The sequence below is a fragment of the Fibrella arboris genome, from assembly GCF_041321095.1.
Lineage (GTDB): Bacteria > Bacteroidota > Bacteroidia > Cytophagales > Spirosomataceae > Fibrella > Fibrella arboris.
Genome location: NZ_JBGGWE010000005.1, coordinates 340,563 through 363,259, shown reverse-complemented (window position 1 = coordinate 363,259; position 22,697 = coordinate 340,563). Strand labels below are relative to the sequence as shown.

19 protein-coding genes, 1 tRNA gene and 2 pseudogenes are annotated in these 22,697 nt (G+C 53.9%); 13 read left to right on the top strand and 9 right to left on the bottom strand.

Translation table 11 applies throughout. The features are described 5' to 3' along the window. Positions 1–87 precede the first annotated feature (87 nt). On the bottom strand, positions 88–1,374 hold the full coding sequence (locus ACAW75_RS11320; RefSeq protein ID WP_370728825.1) for a formylglycine-generating enzyme family protein: 1,287 nt from the start codon (positions 1,372–1,374) through the stop codon (positions 88–90). 110 nt (positions 1,375–1,484) lie between these two features. On the opposite strand from ACAW75_RS11320, the gene ACAW75_RS11315 reads away from it, so the two are divergent. Next, the gene (locus tag ACAW75_RS11315; protein ID WP_370728824.1) at positions 1,485–2,816 is read left to right on the top strand and encodes a hypothetical protein; all 1,332 of its coding nucleotides are present in this window, start codon (positions 1,485–1,487) and stop codon (positions 2,814–2,816) included. Between the two features lie 161 nt (positions 2,817–2,977). Continuing rightward, positions 2,978–3,607, top strand: a complete 630-nt coding sequence (locus ACAW75_RS11310) for a hypothetical protein (protein ID WP_370728823.1) — start codon at positions 2,978–2,980, stop codon at positions 3,605–3,607. A gap of 73 nt (positions 3,608–3,680) precedes the next feature. Here ACAW75_RS11310 and ACAW75_RS11305 read toward each other — a convergent pair whose 3' ends face one another. From ACAW75_RS11305 to ACAW75_RS11295, 3 genes are all read right to left on the bottom strand, one after another. Beyond that, positions 3,681–4,727, bottom strand: coding sequence for a sensor histidine kinase (locus ACAW75_RS11305; RefSeq protein WP_370728821.1), 1,047 nt, complete (start codon positions 4,725–4,727; stop codon positions 3,681–3,683). Continuing rightward, the gene (locus ACAW75_RS11300) at positions 4,702–5,367 is read right to left on the bottom strand and encodes a hypothetical protein (RefSeq protein WP_370728820.1); all 666 of its coding nucleotides are present in this window, start codon (positions 5,365–5,367) and stop codon (positions 4,702–4,704) included. The genes ACAW75_RS11305 and ACAW75_RS11300 overlap by 26 nt, the downstream gene beginning before the upstream one ends. A 385-nt stretch (positions 5,368–5,752) precedes the next feature. Further along, entirely contained in the window at positions 5,753–5,902 is a 150-nt protein-coding gene (locus ACAW75_RS11295) for a hypothetical protein (RefSeq protein WP_370728819.1), read from the bottom strand. Between the two features lie 120 nt (positions 5,903–6,022). Here ACAW75_RS11295 and ACAW75_RS11290 point away from each other — a divergent pair, with 120 nt between their 5' ends. The 7 genes and pseudogenes from ACAW75_RS11290 (at position 6,023) to ACAW75_RS11260 (ending at position 13,267) form a co-directional block, all read left to right on the top strand. Then, positions 6,023–7,138 (top strand): family 20 glycosylhydrolase, encoded by a 1,116-nt coding sequence (locus ACAW75_RS11290; RefSeq protein WP_370728818.1) that lies wholly within the window; start codon positions 6,023–6,025, stop codon positions 7,136–7,138. A 153-nt stretch (positions 7,139–7,291) separates the two neighbouring features. Then, positions 7,292–9,559, top strand: a complete 2,268-nt coding sequence (locus ACAW75_RS11285; RefSeq protein WP_370728817.1) for a glycoside hydrolase family 20 protein — start codon at positions 7,292–7,294, stop codon at positions 9,557–9,559. A gap of 100 nt (positions 9,560–9,659) precedes the next feature. Further along, a pseudogene (locus ACAW75_RS11280) lies at positions 9,660–9,782 on the top strand (hypothetical protein); the annotation flags it as partial. A gap of 13 nt (positions 9,783–9,795) precedes the next feature. After that, complete coding sequence (locus ACAW75_RS11275) at positions 9,796–10,272, top strand: RidA family protein (RefSeq protein WP_370728816.1); 477 nt, start codon at positions 9,796–9,798, stop codon at positions 10,270–10,272. Beyond that, entirely contained in the window at positions 10,272–11,390 is a 1,119-nt protein-coding gene (locus ACAW75_RS11270) for a D-TA family PLP-dependent enzyme (protein ID WP_370728815.1), read from the top strand. The genes ACAW75_RS11275 and ACAW75_RS11270 overlap by 1 nt, the downstream gene beginning before the upstream one ends. A gap of 42 nt (positions 11,391–11,432) precedes the next feature. After that, on the top strand, positions 11,433–12,503 hold the full coding sequence (locus ACAW75_RS11265; RefSeq protein WP_370728814.1) for a dipeptidase: 1,071 nt from the start codon (positions 11,433–11,435) through the stop codon (positions 12,501–12,503). A 162-nt stretch (positions 12,504–12,665) separates the two neighbouring features. Next, a pseudogene (locus ACAW75_RS11260) lies at positions 12,666–13,267 on the top strand (glycoside hydrolase family 3 protein). A gap of 92 nt (positions 13,268–13,359) precedes the next feature. Here the strand turns inward: ACAW75_RS11260 and ACAW75_RS11255 are convergent. Further along, complete coding sequence (locus ACAW75_RS11255; protein ID WP_370728813.1) at positions 13,360–14,118, bottom strand: ZIP family metal transporter; 759 nt, start codon at positions 14,116–14,118, stop codon at positions 13,360–13,362. Positions 14,119–14,451: 333 nt separating this feature from the next. Here ACAW75_RS11255 and ACAW75_RS11250 point away from each other — a divergent pair, with 333 nt between their 5' ends. The 3 genes from ACAW75_RS11250 (at position 14,452) to ACAW75_RS11240 (ending at position 19,376) form a co-directional block, all read left to right on the top strand. Further along, positions 14,452–17,649 (top strand): TonB-dependent receptor, encoded by a 3,198-nt coding sequence (locus tag ACAW75_RS11250; protein WP_370728812.1) that lies wholly within the window; start codon positions 14,452–14,454, stop codon positions 17,647–17,649. A 29-nt stretch (positions 17,650–17,678) separates the two neighbouring features. Further along, complete coding sequence (locus ACAW75_RS11245; protein ID WP_370728811.1) at positions 17,679–18,539, top strand: glycerophosphodiester phosphodiesterase family protein; 861 nt, start codon at positions 17,679–17,681, stop codon at positions 18,537–18,539. Positions 18,540–18,908: 369 nt separating this feature from the next. Continuing rightward, entirely contained in the window at positions 18,909–19,376 is a 468-nt protein-coding gene (locus tag ACAW75_RS11240) for a hypothetical protein (RefSeq protein ID WP_370728810.1), read from the top strand. A gap of 8 nt (positions 19,377–19,384) precedes the next feature. Here ACAW75_RS11240 and ACAW75_RS11235 read toward each other — a convergent pair whose 3' ends face one another. Beyond that, positions 19,385–19,786, bottom strand: coding sequence for a response regulator (locus tag ACAW75_RS11235; RefSeq protein WP_370728809.1), 402 nt, complete (start codon positions 19,784–19,786; stop codon positions 19,385–19,387). Between the two features lie 335 nt (positions 19,787–20,121). On the opposite strand from ACAW75_RS11235, the gene ACAW75_RS11230 reads away from it, so the two are divergent. Beyond that, positions 20,122–20,301, top strand: coding sequence for a hypothetical protein (locus ACAW75_RS11230; protein ID WP_370728808.1), 180 nt, complete (start codon positions 20,122–20,124; stop codon positions 20,299–20,301). Between the two features lie 87 nt (positions 20,302–20,388). Here the strand turns inward: ACAW75_RS11230 and ACAW75_RS11225 are convergent. The 3 genes from ACAW75_RS11225 to ACAW75_RS11215 all read right to left on the bottom strand — a co-directional run bounded on the left by ACAW75_RS11225 (position 20,389) and on the right by ACAW75_RS11215 (position 22,633). Then, positions 20,389–20,462 (bottom strand) — tRNA-Arg (locus ACAW75_RS11225). 49 nt (positions 20,463–20,511) lie between these two features. After that, entirely contained in the window at positions 20,512–21,309 is a 798-nt protein-coding gene (locus ACAW75_RS11220) for an enoyl-CoA hydratase/isomerase family protein (RefSeq protein WP_370728807.1), read from the bottom strand. A gap of 139 nt (positions 21,310–21,448) precedes the next feature. Then, positions 21,449–22,633, bottom strand: coding sequence for an acyltransferase family protein (locus ACAW75_RS11215; RefSeq protein WP_370728806.1), 1,185 nt, complete (start codon positions 22,631–22,633; stop codon positions 21,449–21,451). Positions 22,634–22,697: the final 64 nt, after the last annotated feature.

Below are 22,697 nucleotides of genomic sequence, written 5' to 3'. Positions count from 1 at the left end.
TGATCTCGTTTAAGCAGGGGCATTAATTTTTGTGAGGCGTTGTATCTGCATGGCTTCGCGTGGTAGGCTCATTAATCAAACTAAGAACTAGTCCATGACGCAACGAAAGCCGGTGTGGGAGAGGCCGGTATCGGGGCTGGATTTCATGCGGGCGGCTGAGCGGTAACTGCTGCAATACGAATCGTTGCAGAGGAATGAACCGCCGCGTTGCACCCGCTTGGGTACGGTCGGTTCGTCGGGGTCGAAGCTTTGCAGGGGGCCGGTTGGATTCTTAACAACGCCAGCCCTGGCCTGGGTCTCGTAATAATCGGGGCGGTAGAAATCGCTGCACCATTCCCACACGTTTCCGGCCATATCGTAGAGGCCATAGCCGTTGGGGGCGAACGACTTAACGGGGGCCGTCCAATTGAAGCCGTCGCGCTTTGTATTCTTATGCGGGAAGCTGCCCTGCCAGCTGTTGGCTTTAGGTTTTCCAGCATCAACGGGCTCGTTTCCCCAGGGATAGATGGCCTGTTTCAGGCCACCGCGTGCGGCCCATTCCCATTCGGCCTCGGTTGGTAGTCGTTTGCCCGCCCATTTGGCATAGGCCTGCGCATCATCCCAGGATACCTGCACAACGGGGTAGTTGTCTTTGCCGACAATAGAGCTGCCCGGCCCTTCTGGATGCCGCCAGTCGGCCCCGGCTACCCATTTCCACCATTGGCTGTAGTCGCTGAGCGAAACGGTGTGGTCGGGCATTGTGAACACGAGCGAGCTGGCCACCAGCAGGTTATCGGCGGGTTTGGGCGTGTCGGGCGGTAGTTGCTTACGCATCTCCTCCCAATCGGGTTTTCGTTCGGCGGTGGTCACATACCCTGTCGCTTTCACAAACCGGGCAAATTCCGCGTTGGTCACCTCAGCGGCATCCATCCAGAAGCCATCGAGGCAAACGCTGTGTTTCGGGAACTCGTCGGGCCGCGCCTGCTCATTATCAGCACCCATCTGGAACGTACCTGCGGGAATAGCGACCATGCCCTTGTACCCGGCAGACTGACCGGCTACGACCGTCTGTGCCGACGTTCCCGACGCAACGCGCGCGGGTCGGCTGGCGTGACAACTCGTACTGGCGGTGTCGGCCTTTGTTGAGCCGGAAGAAACCGCTGGAGCACTTGCTTTCGAGTTGTCTGACTTGTTTTGCTGACAAGCTGCAAGCCACAGCAGCACGGCTAAGCCAAGGCTTGCCCGACTAACTGGGCGAATGAACATACGTACCTGCATGAACTGGTTTACGGAAGCATCGACAGACAAAGATACCCGAATCTGGTCTCCTTCTTTACCCGCTTCGGTGCTGGTTACTAGGGCGTGGCTGGAGCCAGGCGAAAGCAATTTTTTCATCGCTCACACTAGTTTAGGCAAAAACGGGCCGTACTGTAATGATTTTGCCGCTTTACCGCTTATGCCGTGCAGCTCCGGCGTTACCTTGCAAAGCTGCACGGCGCAACGTTATGAAGACGATTCAACAGGCAATACGCATAGCTACAACCTTTGTACTGGGTACGTTCTCCACTGGCTGTGCTGCCCTTCACCCAACAGCCGTACCTGCCGATAGTAGCCGAAACCGGGTGAACGTGACTGTGATGACCAACGTACCCATCCGGGATGTAGCTGAGTTGAGGCAGTTCCTGACATCGCCGCAAACCAATAAACGGGCGGTGCTATCGGGGATGTACAACGTTGGAGCCAGTGGCTTACAACGTACCGGCGCCTGGAACAACGTACTGGTAACGGCTCCTAAAGGGGCAACGATCCTGACATCGGGGAGCACGGCCTTGCTGTTTCAGGGCAGTCAGCCTATGAACCGCGTGAAGCTCGAGAACCTGACGTTTCGTTCCACATCGACCGGCGGGGGGTACCCGATGCTGTTTTCCAATGATCTGGTCTCGTTTCACGGCTGGGAGATTGCCCGCTGCACCTTTATCGGAACGGGCGTTGGCAACTACAATGCGTTCGGCATCATCCAGTACAGCACCGTGAGTAAATCCGGGGGCGCATCGACCGATCTGTTTATTCACGACTGCTCATTTCTCAACATTCCCCGGATGGGCATGGAAATTCTGTCGCAGGGGTACGATAAAGTCCGGTTGTCCAATCTGATCATTGTTCGGAATCGCTTCGAGAATAAAGCGGTGAACAGCGGCGAAAAGTACCGGATGGCAACCAGCCTGTCGGGCCTGATCACGAACGTATACCATGCCCGCAATCGATCTGTCAACGCCAAAGACATTGCCTATGAGTTTGTCAACGTCAGGGACGCACTGGCCGATTCTAACACAGCCGTTGCCACGCTTGAAACGGCCGTGGGCTATTCCATTACCGATGATGGCCATAACGCAACAGAGCGAATCACCGTCAGGGACGGCAATGTCAACATGACCAGTCGCCCGTTTCAAGTGTACGGGGCCAGGGATATTCATTTTATCGGCGGAACGTACCTGGGCCATCGGGGCGTTGACATCAACTGCCAAAACAGCACGTTTGACGGCTTATCGGTCACGGTGCATTCCACGACCGTCGAAAGTAGCTGGCAATTCAGCGCTGCCTGTTCGGGGAATACGCTGGCCAACTCCGTCATCAGCTCGTTTGGGGCCGTGAAGGCAGGTTATCATCCGGCGTTTGAGTCGGTGGTACTGCGCTCAGGTACGTCCAACAACAGGATAAGCCGTGTAACCACCCGCCTGGGTAAAAAAGCAGGCGGCATGCATTACACCGATGGCTCCGTTCAGAATCAGGGCGAGGCGACCAACACAGTTCAGCACATAGTCGTGCAGCTTGAATAGGTGTTGGTGGGGAAGGCGTATCTTCGGCGACTAAACCTGGCTACTGGTTGTCAGGGTAAAGTTTTTGTCCTGAAAATCAAGAGTTTAAATCGAATCGATAAAATAATTTTTATCTTTCGGTGGCAACCCATTCTACGTCACTACCGACCCCTTTAATCGCTATGAACACTCGTTTCTTCGCTGTTGCGCTACTGGCCTGCTCGTTACTGTTTGTTTGCACGTTCAATGCCTGTAAACCAAAATCAGGTTCATCCGATACGCTTGACACAACTCAGGCTGGTGGGCAGGGCAACGTAGTAGAATCGTCAACGGCTGTGTCTGCCATCTATCTGGATTCGCTGGTCATATCCGTATCGGCTGTAGCCGCGGCAATCGATACGACGAAGAAGCAGACCATCGTTTTCAACTACTTTGTTGGCGACACGGCTGTAACGATGCATGGCTGGGTGTTATTAAAACGGAGTGCCGGCTCGGGGAATGCAGCAAAAGACACAGGGGTCTTCAACCCAACTCCTGATCTGGTCTTACAGCCAATTGGCAAAACAGCCGTTGCCATTGGCCCCAGAACGTACCTGAGCAACCAGGTGATGCTAGGCAGGGATTTAAGGAAACTGATAAAAGCACTCGCTACACGGAAAGGCTACCTGCATTTCAAGCCTGTGAAAGATGCCACCGGACGAATTAGCTACGCCATCAACTTCAAAAAAACCACTAGTAGAGGAGAGATGTACGATGTCTTGGTCAGTGGGTTTACCACAAATCCATCACCACCTCACCAGGCATTTGATTAAGGGAGTTTACCGACTCCTCACGGAGCATAACACGCCGTATGGCCGCTAGTCGAAACAGGTTGCTCAGGCGCGATCAGACGTGAACCGGTAATTTTACGCCGAATTCGGACCCTTCGCCAGGCTGCGATTCGACCGTCAGATAGCCGTCGTGCTCCTTGGTGACAATATCGTAACTCAGCGAAAGGCCCAACCCGGTACCCTGGCCAGCGGGTTTGGTCGTAAAAAAAGGCTGGAATATTTTGGTCTTTGCTGCTTCCGGGATGCCCATGCCGTTGTCACGTACCTGAATCAGCACACTATCCGTGTCCTGACGGGTCGTAACCAGCACGGTGGGTTGGTAGGTGTCGGGCGCTTTCTTTTGTTTTTCCCGAACAGCGTAAAAGGCATTGTTGAACAGATTGAGAAATACCCGACCCATATCCTGCGAAACGATGTTTACCGCGCCAATAGTCGGGTCAAGGTCGGTTACGAGTGTGCAATTGAATGATTTGTCTTTAGCCCTTATACCCTGGTAGGCCAGCCGTAAATATTCGTCAGCCAGTGCGTTTACGTCAGTGGGCTGCCGTTCGCCAGTGCTGGTGCGGCTGTGTTCAAGCATACTGCGCACAATATTGCTGGCCCGTTCGCCATGCTGGGTGATTTTCTGGAGGTTTTCGGCGAGTTCGGCGGTCAGGGCCAGTGAAGCGGCGTTGTTGTTGGCGCTGATTTCTTCTTTCAGTTCATCGAGCAACTCAGTACTGATCTCCGAGAAGTTGTTGACGAAGTTGAGCGGATTCTGAATTTCGTGGGCAATGCCGGCCGTCAGCTCACCGAGCGATGCCATTTTCTCCCGCTGGATCAGGTGCATCTGTGTGGCTTTCAGTTCTTTAAGCGATCGTTGCAGGGCTTCTTTTTGCTGACTTAACTCGGTCGTGCGCTCGCTCACCCGCTGTTCGAGCAGGCTATTCTGTTCCAGCAGCGATTGCTGTTGCTGGTCGTTCAGTAACTGCAACTCTTTATGGTATTGAAGCTTTTTGCGCTGGGAAGTGATAAACGAGATCAGAAAACCAGCAAACAGCAACACCATGGCCGAGATGCCAATGATCACCCTATATTCAATGGTCAGATTGAACAGGAACATAAATAGCTTTGGTTATGAACAGACAAAGAGTGATATAGGCCAGGTTATGAACGCCCCACATGTTTTCGGCCAGCATCGGATTTTCCTGAATCATGGGTACGTAAAAAAGAAAAATAAAGAAGCTTATTACCACGTAGATACTAAGGCCTGTTACGACCCAGAATTCCTGGCTGTCCTGTATGCTGTCAACATCATTGCGTAGTTCAGCTAAATAATAAAGCAGACAATAGATTAATAAAAAATAAGCTTCAATGGTAAATAAATTACCGCTGATATGGGTTTGATCGAAATAGTTCTCTGAAAAAAAATAATTGACCAGTACAGATAAAAGATAAATGGCAGGTAAGACGCGCCTGAAGCGTACGAACGTGACTGGTGCTATTGCGTTGAAAAAATAAACAAAGCAGACAAACCGAAAGAGCGAGTGAATATTATACAGCAGCAGATTTGTTTGGAGCCAGCCTGGAAGATACCGTTTGAAATCACCAATAATGTCGCTGGCCAGATTGAGTGCCAGCGCCCCGCAGAGATACACCAGAATTGACTTGAAAACCACGGGCTGGTTGCGCCGCTGCTGATAAGCCATCAGTGGAATCAACGGCGCCCATACTTCCGACCAATTGAGAATAAGCTGGAGCATTCCTGTGTCTGGTGGATAGCTGAAAGCCTGCTACTGGTTAAGTTACTTAACCAGTCACGCAGGTTGAAAAAACAAGTTGCCAATCGTATAAAGATGCTGGTGAAATTACTCACTTAGCTGACAAGGCTGTGATAATCAAGACTATATTTTAATCGGCCAGCTAAATTTATACCTTTTGAAAGCTATTTTACTGGCTTACACCGTCCTGTCCTGCCTGTATGAAATCGCTCATTTGTGGCTGCGCTGTTAAATTGTCCGCTGCTGCATCTAGCTAGCTGCCTGCTGTAGCCCTGTACAAACGGTCACGTCAAAACCAGGTAAATTCGACCAGGTGGTAAGTCCGGCCAATGTAACAGCTACCGCAACGCAGGTTCCAACTATAGCCCTACATAAACAGCTGCTGGCCCCCGCCTCGGAATTTTGCTTGCTGTATAGCCAGGCGGGCGGGTACGTATCGTTTCAGCGGGGTTTTCAGGACCTGCTGCGCCGAACCGTTGGAACTACTGCCCGTTTGAAAGCCATCGAGATCAGCCATGCCGGCAAGGGGTAGTGTGGGCGTTACCTTACCTGTTATCCGATTTTTTGTCCTTCACAACAAAGACGCTGAGTCGACATTACAGCTCCTTCGTGTAGCTTTACGCAACACTCAGCCACTATGATCCGATTCATACAATTCACCGTTATTGGGGTGCTGTTCTTGCTGACAGGCACTTCTATGGCCCAAGCCCGGATTGACAGCCTGTTTCCGGTACGTGGGTTTTGTATTGCGGCACCCCAGCCCAAACAGCTCGATACGTTTATTAAATTCATCGACGAAGAACTGGCGCCCCGGCAGGTAAATACGCTGATTCTGCGGGTCGATTACAACTACCAGTTCGATTCGCACCCCGAGCTGCGCGATAGTGTGGCCCTCTCGAAGCGGGAGGTGAAGCGGCTGGTAAAAACCTGTCAGAAGCATCACATCCGCCTTATTCCCCAGATCAATTTGCTGGGGCATCAGTCGTGGGCCAGCAACGTTTCCAACCTGCTGAGCGTGTATCCCCAGTTCGACGAAACACCGCAGGTGCAGATGCCCGCAACGTATGTTTGGCCCAACGCAGATGGCCTGTATTGCAAAAGCTATTGCCCGCTTCATCCTGAGGTGCATGGCGTAGTCTTTGCATTGATGGATGAAATCTGCGATGTGTTTGAAGCCGACGCTTTCCACGCCGGTATGGACGAAGTCTTTTACATCGGCCACGATAAATGTCCCCGCTGCTCGGGACGTGACAAAGCCGATCTGTTTGCGGGCGAAGTGAATGAGATTCGGAATCACCTGGCGCAGAAGAACCGCAAACTATGGATCTGGAGTGATCGGCTCATCGACGGAAAAACAACCGGCATTGGTATGTGGGAGGGTAGTTTCAACAACACGTACCGGGCCATTGATCTGATTGCCAGGGACGTCATGATTTGCGACTGGCACTACGAACGCCCTGACCAAACGGCTGTTTATTTTGCGACAAAGGGGCTGAGCGTTATTACCTGCCCCTGGCGGAAGCCGAATTTTGCCGTCACCCAAACGCAGGACATGCTCAAGTTCAGAAACTCGGTAACGCCCGTCATGAAAGAACGTTTCCAGGGCATGATGCAAACCGTCTGGTCGGGTGCCGGCCCCTTCCTGGATGAGTATTATGGGGTGAAAGCAGACAGTGCCTCTGGCGGCGATACTGCGACCAACTGCTTCAAAGCGCTCTTTGGTGAACTGAAAAAGTTGAGTGAAACAAACTGACCTCAGCTTATGATACCGTACTTTGGTTGATACGCACCTGAACAGGGAGAAAATACCTTTCTTACCCAAATGTGGCTGGATAAGTAACCCGAAACGAATGGAGCCGACCAGATGGCTCTGCAAAAAATGCGTCGTACAGGAACCGCGATTATCTTGATTCTACTGTGTGTCGGGAGTCTGTTCGCCCAGAGCGGGCTGATCCCCGAACCAGTAAGCTACACCCCGGCACCCGGCCGTTTTCGGCTGACCGATCAGGTTGGTTTATCGCCGGGTACCGGGGTGTCTGCCCAGGCTGTGGCGCTGGCTCAGGCGCAGTTCAAGGCTGTTACCGGCTTAGCGCTGGGTGTGAAAAAAAGCGCATCGGTCATTGCGCTACGTGTTGATAGTCACCATGTTACGCAGGCAGAGGGCTACCGGCTGCTCATTCGGCCGCAGGGTGTCAGCCTGACGGGGCACGATGAAGCCGGGCTTTTCTACGGTCTTCAGTCGCTTGTTCAACTGGCAGCGCAGTCAACATCAGGTACGTTATCGGCCTGCTCCATCACTGATTACCCCCGTTTTCCGTACCGGGGCATGCATCTGGATGTGAGTCGCCACCTGTTTCCGGTTGCCTTCATCAAAAAATACATCGACCTGCTGGCGCTGTACAAAGTCAACACCTTTCATTGGCACCTGACCGACGATCAGGGCTGGCGGATCGAGATCAAACGGTACCCGGCGTTGCAACGCGTGGCGGCCTACCGGTCTGAAACGATGATTGGCCACAAGAAAGAGTTGCCGCATCGGTTCGACGGAAAACGCTACGGCGGTTACTACACCCAGACCGAAATCCGCGCTATTGTCCGGTACGCTACCCAGCGGCATGTGACGGTTATTCCGGAAATTGACATGCCGGGCCACGCGCTGGCCGCGCTGGGCGCTTATCCGCAACTGGGTTGCCTGAAACCCGACGGATCGCCCGGCGGTCCGTATCAGACGGCTACGTTCTGGGGTATTTTCGATGATGTTTTCTGCGCGGGTAATGAAGAGACCTTCACGTTTCTGGAACAGGTGCTCGATGAGGTGATCGCGCTGTTCCCCTCAACCTACATTCATATTGGCGGTGACGAATGCCCCAAGACACGCTGGAAAACCTGTGCCCGTTGTCAGGCGCGCATCAACGCCGAGCACCTGGCCGACGAACACGAACTGCAACGGTATTTTATTCGCCGTATTGACCGGTACCTGACCGGAAAGGACCGTCAGATTATTGGTTGGGATGAGATTCTGGAAGGGGGCGATAAACCCTCGTTACACATGACGCCGGGAGCGGCGGTCATGAGCTGGCAAGGTATAAAGGGCGGTATTGAAGCCATGCGCCAGAAACACAAAGCCATTATGACCCCCGAGGCCTACGTGTATTTCGATTACTACCAGTCGCTTTATCCCGAGGAGCCACTCACGGCGGCGGGCTACACGCCACTGAGCAAGACCTACCGCTACGAGCCCCTACCCGCCGACCTAACGGCCGACGAAGCAACGTACCTGATTGGGGTGCAGGGCAATGCCTGGAGCGAGTATATGGACAGCCCGGAAAAGGCCGAATACATGATTTTCCCCAGGGTACTGGCCGTGGCCGAAATGGCCTGGACCCCGGCCTCAAAACGCAATTACCCGGATTTCCTGCGTCGGCTACGCCTGCACGAACCGATCCTGAAGCGCCTGAATGTGCACTACGCCAACCGCTTCGATGAGCTCACCGATACGGTAAGCGTTGACCCCGACGGGCGGGTGAACCTGACCTTATCGACTACGTTGCCGGGTGCGGTGATTCGGTTTACGACGAATGGACAGCCGCCAACAGCCCAGAGCCCCATTTATAACGAGCCGCTGGTCATTACCCAAAGCAGCACAGTGAAGGCCGGTGTTTTTGCCGGGAATCAGCAGCAGGGCCGCGTCTTTCAACGGGCATTTACCATCAGCAAAGCCACTGGCAAGCCGGTTACGTTTAACACAGTCCCTAAAGGAGCCTACCGACCCGCGAGTTCGCTGGTGGCCGTTAATGGGGTAGCCGGTACCAGCCGCTATAACACCGGCGAGTGGATTGGCTTTCAGGGCAGCGATGCCGACGTGATCATCGATTTGCAGACAATCCAGTCTGTTTCATCCATTGGCACGCAGTTACTCAATTACCACTGGCAGCGTATGTGGGCGCCAACCGTACTCCGCTTTGCCGTATCGGAAGACGGAAAAACGTACCGCAATGTGTATGAGCAAACCCAGTTTCCGGTTAACGGCATCAACCCGGTCGATGCTCGATTTGACCCCATCAGGGCGCGCTATGTCCGCATTCAGGCCGTGAATAAAGGCGTGATTCCGGCGGGGGAATATGGCGCCGGCGGTAATGCATGGCTGTTACTCGACGAATTTCGGATCGATTGATACGTACCTGCACGCTGGGCTTACGGCGGGGTAAACGTATGAAACAGACCATGCGTGCTTAGGAAGGCAGGGCCAACGTTATGGCGATAGTCCTGTTGTCTGGTTGGGCAACAATTACAGTATGCTACCTATAAACCATACCTTTTGGTTGTGGTCAATGATGGAATCAATTGTATCTGTTGTTGGCCTGATCGATGTTTTACTTTTCACCCGTTTCATTTAACGTTAAGTACCACGTGCAAACTGCTGTTCTAACGGCCGACGATGCCTTCGCTCAAACTGGCCTTTCTCTTCCGCCCGCCCCTAAACCACTGGGCGTCTATAAACCATGCCTGATCGATGGCAACTACCTCTATGTGTCTGGGCATGGCCCGGTTCAGGACGACAAAAGCCTGCTCATTGGCCGGATCGGGGCCGACATGGATATGGAACAGGGCAAACTGGCCGCCCGTCAGGTGGGTCTGACGATCCTGGCCACGATCAAAGAAAACCTGGGTAGCCTCAACCGGGTAAAACGGGTGATCAAGGTGTTGGGTATGGTGAACTGTACGGCCGATTTCGAGCGGCACCCGTACATCATCAACGGATGCAGCGAACTGTTTGCCGGCGTGTGGGGGCCAGATAATGGCATCGGTGTTCGGTCGGCGGTTGGCTTTGGCTCCTTACCCGATAATATTCCGGTCGAGATCGAAGCCCTGTTCGAGCTAGCCTGATGACCGCGCAAACACCCTGGTACCAGATCGGCGACGTGGCCAGGCTCGATAGTCCGGCGTTGGTGGTCTTCCCCGATCGGGTTCGTCAGAACGTCGATCGGTTGGTTGCCGCCATTGATGACGTGAGCCGGTTGCGGCCGCACGTGAAAACGCATAAGACGCGCGAAGCCACCCAGCTAATGCTGACGGCAGGTATCCACAAGTTCAAGTGCGCCACCATTGCCGAAGCCGAGATGCTGGCGATGGTGGGTGCGCGTGATGTACTGCTTGCCTATCAGCCCGTCGGGGCCAAACAGCGGCGGTTGCTCGAATTAATAGAGGCCTACCCGGAGACGCAGTTTGCCTGCCTTGTCGATAACCTGACTACGGCCCAGCAACTCGCCGACCTGGCCGTTGGGGCCGGGCTGGTGGTACCGGTTTACGTCGACCTCAACGTGGGCATGAACCGCACAGGTACGTTCCCCGACAACGCGGTTCTAAGTCTGTACGAAGCGCTGAGTAAGTTGCCGGGCATAAAACCGGTGGGGCTACATGCCTATGACGGGCACATACGCCATCCTGATCTGGCCGAGCGTACCCTTGCCTGCGAGGCCGCCTTTGCCCCCGTGCAGCAACTGGCCGACACGCTGACCGCAGCGGGTTTTCCCAAACCCGTTATTGTGGCGGGTGGTAGCCCCACGTTTCCGATCCATGCGCGTCGGGCAGCCGTGGAGTGTAGCCCAGGTACGTTCATTTACTGGGATTATGGCTACGGGACTACGTTGGCTGAGCAACCGTTTCTGCACGCGGCGCTGGTTGTCACCCGGGTTGTTTCCCTGCCCGACAACACGAAGCTATGCCTTGATCTGGGCCATAAATCGATTGCGGCCGAGTCGGAACTGGGCCAGCGGGTCAGGTTCCTGAATGCACCCGAATTAAAACCCGTTGGCCAAAGCGAGGAGCATCTGGTTGTTGAGGCCGGCGCGGGTCATTCGTATAAAGTGGGCGATGTGCTATACGGCTTGCCCAATCATATCTGTCCGACCTGCGCCTTATATGAACGGGCCGTAACCATCGAAAACGGGCTGGTAGCCGGCGAGTGGCGGACCATTGCGCGCGACCGATTTATTCACCATTAACTGCCGGCCGGAGGGGCGTAGATACCAACCCGGTTATTGTCTATGTTTACAATTGATGCGCACCTCGACCTGAGCATGAACGCGCTGGAATGGAACCGCGATCTGCGCCAGCCAGTCAGTCACCTTCGGGAGCGGGAGAAGGGCATGACCGACAAGCCCGACCGGGGTAAAGCCACCGTATCGTTACCCGACCTGCGCCGGGGAAACATTGGGTTGGTCGTTGCCACGCAGATTGGGCGTTATGTAGCCCCCGACAACCCGCTGCCGGGCTGGCACTCGCCAGAACAAGCCTGGGCACAGACGCAGGGGCAGCGCATCTGGTATCAGGTGATGGAAGAAGCGGGCGAAATGGTGCAGATCCGTGACCTGGCCAGCCTCGAGAACCACCTGACCCACTGGAATGACGGATTACCCAACGACCACAAACCCGTCGGGTATATTCTCAGTCTGGAAGGCGCCGATTCGATCATAACGCCTGCCTTTGTTGAACGGGCGTTTCACGATGGCCTCCGGGCGATTGGCCCCGCTCACTATGGTCCCGGCCGTTATGCGCAGGGTACCGACGCCACCGGCTTTATGGGCGCGGCTGGTCACGAACTGCTGCGTGAAATGGAGCGGTTCAACATCATTCTGGATGCCACCCACCTCTGCGACGATAGTTTCTGGGAAGCGCTCGACCAGTTCAACGGGCCGGTCTGGGCCAGCCACAACAACTGCCGGGCGCTGGTGAACCACAACCGACAATACAGTGATGAGCAGATCAAGGCCCTCATTGCCCGCGATGCCGTGATTGGTGGCGCCCTGGACGCCTGGATGATGGTGCCAGGCTGGGTACGTGGTCAGTCGACACCAGGAGGGACAAATTGTAACCTGGCTGTGATGATCGACCACCTCGACCATATCTGCCAGTTGGCCGGTAATGCACGGCATGTAGGCATCGGCTCTGATCTGGACGGAGCCTTCGGGAAAGAACAGTGCCCGTATGACCTGGAAACGATTGCCGATCTCCAGAAAATCCCCGATCTACTCCGGCAGCGCGGCTACACGGAAGCCGATGTATCGGGCATTATGCACGGCAACTGGCTGCGGTTTCTGCGTAAGGCCTGGGCATGAACCTGTAGTCGGTGCCCGTACACTTTACTGATTGAATTTTTCACTGTATGGCTGACGCCTAGTCGAAGGGCTAGGCGTCAGCCATACAGTGGAGATTCGCCATGGCTTACTTTTTTACAGTATCGTTATGACCACCATTTACCGCCAGGTAATTAGCTGGACGTGTGCCTGAATCCCGCGCAGGTTAGATCGGCCGTAGGTCCGAACACGACGATCACGTATGCCAAAGGATGCAGTATTCGCGACACATCATCGAGTGGTATTGCTGAGGCTGTGAATGGTGCCCGTAAGGCTGAGTTGGTGGTGCTGGTGTTGGGTGGTTCCAGCGCCCGCGACTTTAAAACCGACTACCAGACAACCGGAGCGGCCACCGTTAAGGCGGCAACGGTGTCGGTCAGCGACATGGAGAGCGGCGAGGGCTTCGACCGCTCGACCCTCGATCTGATGGGCCGGCAGCAGCAACTCCTGGAAGTGGTCGTGGAAACCGGTAGGCCCGTTGTACTGGTGCTCATCAAAGGCCGGCCTCTCCATTTGAACTGGGCTGCCGCCCACGTGCCGCCAGGCTGACGGCCTGGTATCCGGGCCAGGAGGGCGGCTACGCCATTGCCGATGTGTTGACTGGGTCGTATAATCCGGCGGGGTGGTTACTGATACCATGGGTAGCCGGAAAAGGAACCTTCACCGCACGCATCGGCTCATCGTCTGATGACGTCCGGCTTCCGACAGCGTTTGTCCTGCCCACTACGATCAGGGTCAGTGACTGAGGAGGACTACCTGTTGTTATATCAGCCCAACTGCTTCGGAAATGTAGGTCAGGTCATACTGGCGCAGCTTGAGGAGTGATAGCCTGTCGAAGCTAGTCGGCCAGTTTCGACAGGATAAACGATACCATGAAGCCGATTACAGTTAAAAGGCCGGCAAATTCGTGGGTTTCGTTAAAGGCTTCCGGTACCATCGTGTCCACAAGCATGGCCAGAATGGCCCCGGCAGCAATGGCGGTAGTGGCTGCTATGACTACGCCCGAATAGTCCTGGAATAGACTGTACCCAATTAGGGCGGCAATGCCGGAAACAAGGGCGATCGCTGACCAGATACCCATAACGTACCCAACCGAACGCCCCGCTTTTTTCATGCCTGCTGCGCTGGATAATCCCTCTGGTATATTGGAGAGAAATACCGCAATGACCGCCACCAGGCTAGCTCCTTTGCCACTTAGCAGGCTGAGCCCGATGACAATAGACTCGGGGATGCCATCCAGCAAGGCACCCACCGCAATAGCCATTCCACTGCCGGGCTGGTCAGCTTCCGACTGCTGATGGTCACCCGATCGTTTGCGGTGTTTGGCTCCCTGATGCGAGAGGTAATAGTTGGCAACAGAATAGACCAGCGCGCCACCGATAAAACCAGTTGCCGTTGCCGTAAATCCGCCTGTGCGATAGGCTTCGTCCATCAATTCAAACGAAAGCGCCGAGAACAGCACACCGCTGCCAAAGGCCATGACGCCAGCAATGAGCCGTTGAGGAACCTGGATAAAATAACCAATGGCAGCGCCTACTAATAGGGCACCACCTGCCAACAAACCCCAAAGGCCTGCTTGCGCCCAGACTGGTATCATGGGTTATTGGGTTAGTGTTGTATGCATAAGGAGTTGAACACGCCTGTGCCGCTTTTGTTAGAACGCTCAGTTCGACTGATAAAAAGTAGGGAGCCTGATCGGCGCTAACTAGGCTACGGCGCCAGACGCAATGCCTGAATGCGTTTGTGTGTTAAATTTCTGTTAAATATAGTACGTTGATTATCAGTGCGCTGTGTTATAGAATGCGTATTAACCTACTCGACAAAAATGTTAGTTTTGACCCTTATAGATGTCTATTTCGTAATAAGCAGGTAACGTTCAGGTAATGTAGACGGGCTCTCTTTGCAGTCGCAAAATTGTACACCCAACTGCATGAAAAAACACGTACGTTCTCTCGTCTTTCTGCTTCTCTTCACCAACTTGATTTTATTTCAGTCGAAGGCTCAGACTACACAATCGTCTATTGCCGGCATCATTACCGACGCGCAGAAGGCACCGCTACCCGGCGCTACCATTCAGGTACGTAATGAGTCAACCGGATTTACCACGGGTACTGTCACCAACGTGCAGGGCGAATACCTGCTGAAGGAGTTACCCCTGGGTGGCCCTTACACCGTTCGCGTTACGTTTGTCGGGTATGGCGATCAGATCCGGTCGGGCTACATGGTAAACCAGGGCGACGCCATCCGCATTAGCCTGTCTATGCAGGAAACGGGGCAGGACCTGGAGGTGGTGTCGGTGGTCGCTTCCGGGCTGAAAAACAAGACCGACAACTTCGGTGCGGCGACGGCGATCAACGCCAAAACGCTTGTAACACTGCCCGTTAACGGCCGGAATTTTACGTCGCTGGTCAATCTCTCGCCCCTGAGCGCCAGCAACGGCAACCTGTCGGGACAGTTAGGCTCATCGACTAACTTCACCATCGACGGCATGACCGCCAAAAACCCAACGTCGGCGGGGTCAACCACCAGCCGTAGTGGCGCTCCCTACTCAATTTCTATTGAAGCCGTGCGCGAATTCAAGGTCATCACCAATCAGTACGACGTAGTCTACGGCCGGGCTGGGGGCGGTATCGTGAGTGCCGTAACGAAAGCCGGCACCAACAAACTGACAGGCAGCATCTTCAATTACACCCGCGCCAACTGGCTGTCGAGCAAGTACGACATTCGGGGTAATCTGCGTAACGTACCCTTCTCGACCAACCAGTTTGGTTTCTCGCTCGGCGGACCCATCATCAAAGACAAGCTGCATTACTTCGTGGTCTGGGATCACCAGCAGGATTCCCGTCCGCTGATTATTGCCGACGTGCAGACGGCCCTGGATGAAAGCCGCTTCAACGTTACCCGCAGCACACTCGACCGCTTTGTGGATATTGCCCGTACCAAATATGGCGTGGCGAATACGCAGCAGTATGGCACGTTTCCCAGAAACCGGGGCACCGATGCCGGTTTCGCCCGCATCGACTGGCAGATTAACCGCAACAACCTGCTGACCATCCGCGACAACTATACCAATGACCGCAACAAGCAGGGCCTGGCCGACAACACGGCCATTAACCTCTACGAGTCGTATGGGAACGACTATAACGTGGATAACAGCCTGCTGGCGACCCTGCGCACGACGATCACGCCGAAGATCACCAATGAGCTGAAGTTCCAGCACCTGTTCACCTACCAGAAAAGTAGCCCCGGCGATCAACTTCCCGAAGCCAACATTCCCCGTAACATCGTAGAGAACGTAGTGTCGACGGTAGACGGGCGCACGCTGTCGACCAATATTCAGATGGGTGGCCACCGGTTTGCGCAGGAAGGATTCACCAACAACGTGCTGCAACTGGTCGATAACCTCTATTACAACACCGATAAAGTACAGTATACCTTCGGCCTGGACCTGATGTACACACACGCCAAGTCGCTGTATGGGAGCGAGGTGAACGGTCGTTTCCACTACACGGTCGACGGGACAGCCTCGGCACTCGACAAGTTCAGCGCCCTGCAACCCTACCGCTATTACCGCGAGGTGCCGCTGGTGGCCGACCCCACCGTTGTGGGCAATACGATCAACGCGGGCCTTTATGGGCAGTTGACAACCCATCTGGCGACGGGCCTGGAGCTGACCGCCGGCCTGCGCTTCGACTACGCGCATTACCCGAAGGCGCAGTTTAATCAGGTCGTGTTTGACGATCTGGGGTTACGGACTGATAATGCGATCAAATCGTTCATCGCACAGCCGCGTTTGCAGATCAACTGGGACGTGAATGGGCAGCACCGTGATTTCATCCGTTTCGGAGCCGGCGTATTTGCGTCAGACATCAATAACTACATGGTGATCAATAACCTGACATTCGACGGCAAGCATTACGCGACGGTCGATGTGCGGGGAGCCAACGTACCTACGCCCGATTTCGCCGCGTACCGCAGCAACTACGCCAGCATTCCCACGCTGGCCGCTTCCCAGGTGCCCACCATCAACATGACGGGGCCAGACGCGAAAGTGCCGGTACTCTATAAAGCCAACCTGTCGTACTCGCGCTTCCTGACGGACAAGCTCAAAGTGGGTATATCGGGCTATATGTCGCTGGGTCGGAACAACTATATGTATGTAGACCGCAACATGGTGGCCGATCCTTTCTTCCGGCTGGCCAACGAAGATAACCGGGGTGTTTATGTACCGTTGGCGTCGATGCCGTCTAATGGGGCTGGCGACTGGCAGCAGGGGCGTATCAGCCAGCGGCTGGGCCGTGTGCTGGAGCTGAACAGCGAAGGGCGTGTAAACCAGTTTGCTGTGGTAGCCGACGCCACCTGGCAGTACTTCCGTGACGGTGAGATCACCGCCAGCTACACCTGGAACGACACCCGCGATAATGTGTCGTATAACGGCAACGTAGCCAACACGGCCACGCTGTCGCTGCCCGTGAAAGATGATCCGCGTAACCTGAGTACGATGACATACTCCGACAACCAGTTCCGGAATAAGGTGGTGTTCTACGGTACATTGCCATCAGTATGGGGCGTCACGCTGGGGGTACGTTATACAGGCATCGGTGGTACGCGCTACTCCTTGCTGTCGGGCGCCAACACCAACGCCGATTTCGTGGCGACCAATGACCTGGCCTTCGTCTTCGATCGAAACGGCGAAGGCGTACCGGCCAACATCAAAACGGGACTGCAAACGCTGCTCGATAACCCCGATGCCAGCCAGAGCCTGAAAAACTACATCAACGCCTATTCAGGTCGCCTGGCCGAGCGGAATGGTGGTATCAATGATTTCTATGGCGTATTCGATATCCGGCTGCTGAAGCGGTTCCGGGTGGGCGGTACCCGGGCCATCGAAGTGTCGGGCGATATTTTCAATTTCGCTAACTTCCTGAATCGTAACTGGGGTGTCAACCGGTCGTTGGGTTCACAGGCGCTGTATGCACTGGGTATTCCAGCAACCAGCACGTCGCCCGTTGTGCCTGGTTTCAGTCAGGCTACCCGCAGCTTTAACTACCGGGTCAACAACACGGGAGCCGTAACGCCTTCCGGCGACCCCTTCCAGGTGCAGATCGGTCTGCGGTATAGTTTCTAGATGGTCCTAATTGACAACCAACAAGACGTATGAAATCAATCTTTCTGGGGCTGTTGCTGCTAGGTGCCCAGCCACTGCTTGCCCAACCTAAACTGGATCGTCAGGGGCATCGGGGTACGCGGGGGCTGATGCCGGAGAATACCATTCCAGCCATGAAAAAAGCCCTCGATCTGGGTGTGCAGACGCTGGAACTGGACGTGGTCATCTCGAAAGACGGTCAGGTGGTTGTGTCGCATGACCCATACATGGCAGCCGATATTACCACAAAACCCGATGGTACATCCGTTACGGCCGACGAGCAGAAGTCTATCAACCTCTACCAACTGACCTACGACCAGATTAAACGGTATGACGTGGGTAGCAAACCGCATCCGCAGTTTCCCCAGCAGCAGAAGTTTCGGGCCTACAAACCCTTGCTGGCCGAACTGATCGATTCGGTAGACACCTATGCCCGGGCGAAACGTTTGCCACCGCCCCGCTACAACATAGAAATCAAATCAAGCCCAACGACCGATGGGGTGTACCATCCCGAGCCCGCTGCCTTTGTCAAGCTCGTCCTGCCCATCTGCCAGCAGAAACTGGGTACGCGCTACAATGTGCAATCGTTCGACGCCCGCCCCTTACAGTTGATTCATCAGCAGTACCCATCAGTTCGGCTAGCATACCTGACCGCCAATGCCAAATCGGTGGAGGAGAATCTGGCCGTGCTCGGGTTTAAACCGCAGGTGTATAGCCCTTATTACAAAGCCGTTACAAGCGAAACGGTAAAGACTTGCCATCAGCAGGGTATGCAGATCATTCCCTGGACGGTGAACACCAAAGCAGAGATTGACCAGTTGATTGGCCTGCAGGTGGATGGAATCATCACTGATTATCCGAACCTCTTTTAGCAGCGTCACACCTTGACAAAAAAGCCCCGATTCACTGAATCGGGGCTTTTTGCTTTTATCTATTTAACCTTCCCAGAACCCACCGAAGACGTAGAGATACCTGCTTCTGATTGGTTTATGGTCTATATACGGTGAAGTTTACCCGTTTAGATTTCCTGGAAGCTGGTAGCCCCGTGCTTATTGAGTAAGCGGTTCGTGAATGGATAGGTGTCTACTAGCCGAAGTTGTTACAAATAATTTACTAACCGGCATATTTTGGAACGGTATTTGGTGTAAACATATGAACAAAGTATGTTTCTTTTTACTGTACTAAAAGTCGATTAGGAATATGTAGTAAAGAGATATACTCAACTTGTAACGACGCGCTTTATGAATACAGGTGTACAATGTCCTAAATGTAGATCATATCAACTATCTGGTAAACGTAAGACCCTGAGGCCGAAGAAGGCAGCCGAAGATGTCATCTTTGCTGACGGCATCGATACGCTGGCTCAGGTCTACCGCTACGGTGGTATCAATGTGCAATGCACCGACTGTAACTATGAGTGGGACCCTTCGGAACGGATCGTTGAAGAACGGATACGTACCCACCAGCAAAAGCTACAACACGAAAAAAAGTGGAAAGCGGCGTTTTATAAAGCTGTTGAACAGGATGATCGGCTGGAAGCCGGTCGGATTCTGGAGCAGGAACGGGAGTACCTCTACCAGCGAGCCAGTGTTCGGCGGGCGTACAGTATTCTGAAAAAAGAAGACCAGTCGGTCTATGTATTCATGGCAACGCTGTTTGCTGTTTGTATCTGCCTGGTGGCTGGTATCCTCTTCGGATTTGCTGAATAGCTTCTGAACTAGGAATAAAGATGCCATTCCAGGGCCAGCGTCTGTAACATCTGAATGATACGGGGAATCGTTAACGGCTTGGTCAGGAAACCATTGGCACCTAAGGCGAGTGCTCTTTCCCGGTCATGAACAGAGCAGGAAGTGGTTAACATGACAACTGGTAACAGCCGAAAGGCTGTGCGGCTACGTATTTCCTCCAGCGCCTCAAAGCCATTTTTGCGGCTCATATTTATATCCAGCAACACCAGACGCGGTAGAACGGATGTTTTCTCCAAACGGAGTAACAAATCATCTCCGTCTTCTAAAAGTGTCAGGGATACTGACGGTAATACGCTTTTAAACGCGAGTTCGATCAAAAAAAGATCGTCGGTGTCGTCGTCTATTATCCAAACAGCAGGCTGATTAGTCATGGATAGGGTAAGTATAAGTACGGTTAGTATAGCTATTTATCAATAATAGGCTAATCGGTAACAAATACAAGCATAAATTGACGCAGAGTACAAATCAGTTAGGGTATGGTTCTTTATAGAATACATTAACAGGCGGTAGTACCCAGGTGAATCGTTTACGTTTCTTGAGTATATCATCACGTCCGACTGCGGTCAGGTAGGGGGGAGGACTGTGCAAAAAGTACGAAAAGGCTATAGCGACGGTTCGCCCGTTGGAACGCCGGAACCTTTTTTTATGCCCTAAATCCAATCTATACTTGTTTAGATGCCGTTTATAGCCTAGTATTCACCAGGCTATGAGAAATCCGTTCCCCGCGTTGATCACTTACATGTTGGTTCAAACCATCCTGTTGTACCCATTTGCGTCCTGTATATCGCTGGCATGTATCGTTCTGATCGGCTGGGGATTGGCGCTGAGTGAATTGATACCGCTCTTCAGCGGCAAGCAGCCCGTAGGTACTGCGTATCAGGATTGACGCTTGGTGAGCGGGCCATCAGCCCATTTAGGCGCCCAGTAGAAACAGGCAGCCATAAAAAAAGCCGCTTCAGATGAAGCGGCTTTGTGCTCTCGTAGGGATTCGAACCCCAAACCTCCTCATCCGTAGTGAGGTGCTCTATCCAGTTGAGCTACGAAAGCATTCCCGTGTTGGGATTGCAAAAGTAGTGCAAAAAAGAGGTTTGTCAAATTACCGGCCCTGAAATTTTGTGGGTTTTTTCATCAGAAACGAACCGATACCCTCTGCTACATCATTTGTCTGGCCTAGTCTGTCCTGATTATCAGCCTCCTGCTCGAGCTGGTGAGCCAGGTCGGAATAGAGTGATTGGTTCAAAACTTTTTTCATAGCTCCGATAGCCAGTGTAGGAGCGGCGGCATAATAGGCGACAAGATCGGCAACGGCGCTATCTAGTTCATCAGCGGCGACCGATTGGTTCACCAGACCAAGTGAGGCGGCTTCGGGGCCATATACACGCCGACCAGTGCTGCATAACTCGAATGCCTTGAGCGGGCCAATGAGCCGGGGCAGGAAGAACGTAGATCCGGCATCGGGCATGAGGCCGATGTTAACAAAGATCTGGCTGAAATAGGCCTCGTTGCTGCACACAAGCACATCGCAGGCCAACGCCAGCGAGAAACCCGCGCCAGCTGCTACCCCATTCACGCGCCCAATAATGGGTTTGGCTATGGTCCGCATGGCCATGATCATGGGATGATAGCCGTTACGCAGTGATTCGCCCAGCGCCATGCCACCGCCCGATAATTGAGCGGTGGCAAAGCCTTCTTTCAGGTCGGCACCTGAACAAAATGCTTTGTCGCCAGCTCCGGTCAGCACGATCACCCGCACTGTGGCGTCGGTGCCGGCCTGATTGATGCCCGCCGTAATGTCGCGGATGAGTCCAGGGCTCAGCGCGTTGTAGACTTGCGGCCGGTTGAGCGTAAGACGGCAGATGCCCTCTTCGACGGAGTAAAGCAGGTTTTCAAACACGAGGTTAGCGGTCGTTTAGCTAATTAGTAGGCAAGCATACTACTTTTTGCGGGAATAGCGAAGCGCTTAAGGAATGGGGCGTGGGAAAAGGGAGGTGAAGAACCAACAAACTCGACCGACTAAACCCTTACAGGCTCTGTCATTTTACGCCAAAGAACAGGCGCATGGGCGGTATAGGGCGGATGAGCAGCAGGTACGTGGCCAGGCAGATCGCCAAGGAAACGAAACTGACCGTCAGGAAGCCGCTGTATACGCCGAGGCCGGTGCGTGTCAGCACGTAATAGCCAACGACAACGATCACGGTCTGGTGCAGAATATAGAAAGGGTACACGGCTGCATTCAACTGCGGGAGCCAGCGGTGATTTTTGTTCAGGTACGTGTATCCGTAGCCGACCGTCATCAATACCGAAAACCAGGTGAGGCAAATGCTGTTAAAACTGTAGAGCGTTCGTATCAGGGCGTTCTGGTCGATCTCGTCGTCGCTCAAAATGGTACGGGAGCCGTAAAGTAGGGCCGTACAGATCAGCGTAGCCACAAAATAAGCCCGTCGCTGATCGGCCAGCAGTTGCCAGAACGCCCGGCGGCTGATGAGCAGGTAACCCAGCCAGAACAGCAGCAGATTCTTCATGAAATAGGCCCAGTCATCAACGAGGCCATGCGTCTCACGAGGGAAGAGACCGCCCAGAACAACATCGTTGACGAGCAACGGCACAACCAGCCACAGCGCTCCACCCCGACGCACCAGCAACGTACCCAGCCAGTTAGTGAACAGCTGACCTCGCGTACTGTTCAGCCACCGAAAGACGGGAATACTCAGCAGCGAGTAGAAAAACAGGTAACAGATGAACCACAGATGGTGCCAGCTGAACGCCCCGCCGCTACCGCCGTCTTTGTACGACTGGAAACGTAATACTTCTGGATAAAAATCGAGGTAACTACCCGTGAACCGGCCCCGGAACAACCATTCGATGTAAATCTGCGGTGGCACAACCACGAACATACCGAAGACCAGCGGAATGAACAGCCGCCTGACGCGCTCGGACGCGTAGGCCCCGTAGCTCCGTTTTTGAAGCGCGAAAAAGGTGCCGGCGCCGGAAATGAAGAACAGGAGCGGCATACGCCAGCGGTGAAGCCAGCGCATCACTTCTTCCATGGGCTGGCTGTGTTCAGGGCTTTTTATATGCCAGCCCCACGAAACATAGATCATGCCGGTATGGTAGAAAAGCAGGATCACAATAGCGAGGAGGCGCAGCCAGTCGAGGTCATATCGGCGAGTGGCAGGAGCGATCGTAGGCGATGTGGGGGCGGCGGAATCCGTTTGCATACAGGGCTTATGGTTTGACTTGCCAAAGGTGTGGCCATGCGCCTAAAATCCACTATTTGCCCAT

What these genes read in the sequence shown, in the direction of transcription:
- ACAW75_RS11320 (WP_370728825.1), bottom strand. Translation starts at nt 1,374, where the DNA reads ATGAAAAAATTGCTTTCGCCTGGCTCCAGCCACGCCCTAGTAACCAGC.
- ACAW75_RS11315 (WP_370728824.1), top strand. Translation starts at nt 1,485, where the DNA reads ATGAAGACGATTCAACAGGCAATACGCATAGCTACAACCTTTGTACTG.
- ACAW75_RS11310 (WP_370728823.1), top strand. Translation starts at nt 2,978, where the DNA reads ATGAACACTCGTTTCTTCGCTGTTGCGCTACTGGCCTGCTCGTTACTG.
- ACAW75_RS11305 (WP_370728821.1), bottom strand. Translation starts at nt 4,727, where the DNA reads ATGTTCCTGTTCAATCTGACCATTGAATATAGGGTGATCATTGGCATC.
- ACAW75_RS11300 (WP_370728820.1), bottom strand. Translation starts at nt 5,367, where the DNA reads ATGCTCCAGCTTATTCTCAATTGGTCGGAAGTATGGGCGCCGTTGATT.
- ACAW75_RS11295 (WP_370728819.1), bottom strand. Translation starts at nt 5,902, where the DNA reads ATGGCTGATCTCGATGGCTTTCAAACGGGCAGTAGTTCCAACGGTTCG.
- ACAW75_RS11290 (WP_370728818.1), top strand. Translation starts at nt 6,023, where the DNA reads ATGATCCGATTCATACAATTCACCGTTATTGGGGTGCTGTTCTTGCTG.
- ACAW75_RS11270 (WP_370728815.1), top strand. Translation starts at nt 10,272, where the DNA reads ATGACCGCGCAAACACCCTGGTACCAGATCGGCGACGTGGCCAGGCTC.
- ACAW75_RS11265 (WP_370728814.1), top strand. Translation starts at nt 11,433, where the DNA reads ATGTTTACAATTGATGCGCACCTCGACCTGAGCATGAACGCGCTGGAA.
- ACAW75_RS11255 (WP_370728813.1), bottom strand. Translation starts at nt 14,118, where the DNA reads ATGATACCAGTCTGGGCGCAAGCAGGCCTTTGGGGTTTGTTGGCAGGT.
- ACAW75_RS11250 (WP_370728812.1), top strand. Translation starts at nt 14,452, where the DNA reads ATGAAAAAACACGTACGTTCTCTCGTCTTTCTGCTTCTCTTCACCAAC.
- ACAW75_RS11245 (WP_370728811.1), top strand. Translation starts at nt 17,679, where the DNA reads ATGAAATCAATCTTTCTGGGGCTGTTGCTGCTAGGTGCCCAGCCACTG.
- ACAW75_RS11240 (WP_370728810.1), top strand. Translation starts at nt 18,909, where the DNA reads ATGAATACAGGTGTACAATGTCCTAAATGTAGATCATATCAACTATCT.
- ACAW75_RS11235 (WP_370728809.1), bottom strand. Translation starts at nt 19,786, where the DNA reads ATGACTAATCAGCCTGCTGTTTGGATAATAGACGACGACACCGACGAT.
- ACAW75_RS11230 (WP_370728808.1), top strand. Translation starts at nt 20,122, where the DNA reads ATGAGAAATCCGTTCCCCGCGTTGATCACTTACATGTTGGTTCAAACC.
- ACAW75_RS11215 (WP_370728806.1), bottom strand. Translation starts at nt 22,633, where the DNA reads ATGCAAACGGATTCCGCCGCCCCCACATCGCCTACGATCGCTCCTGCC.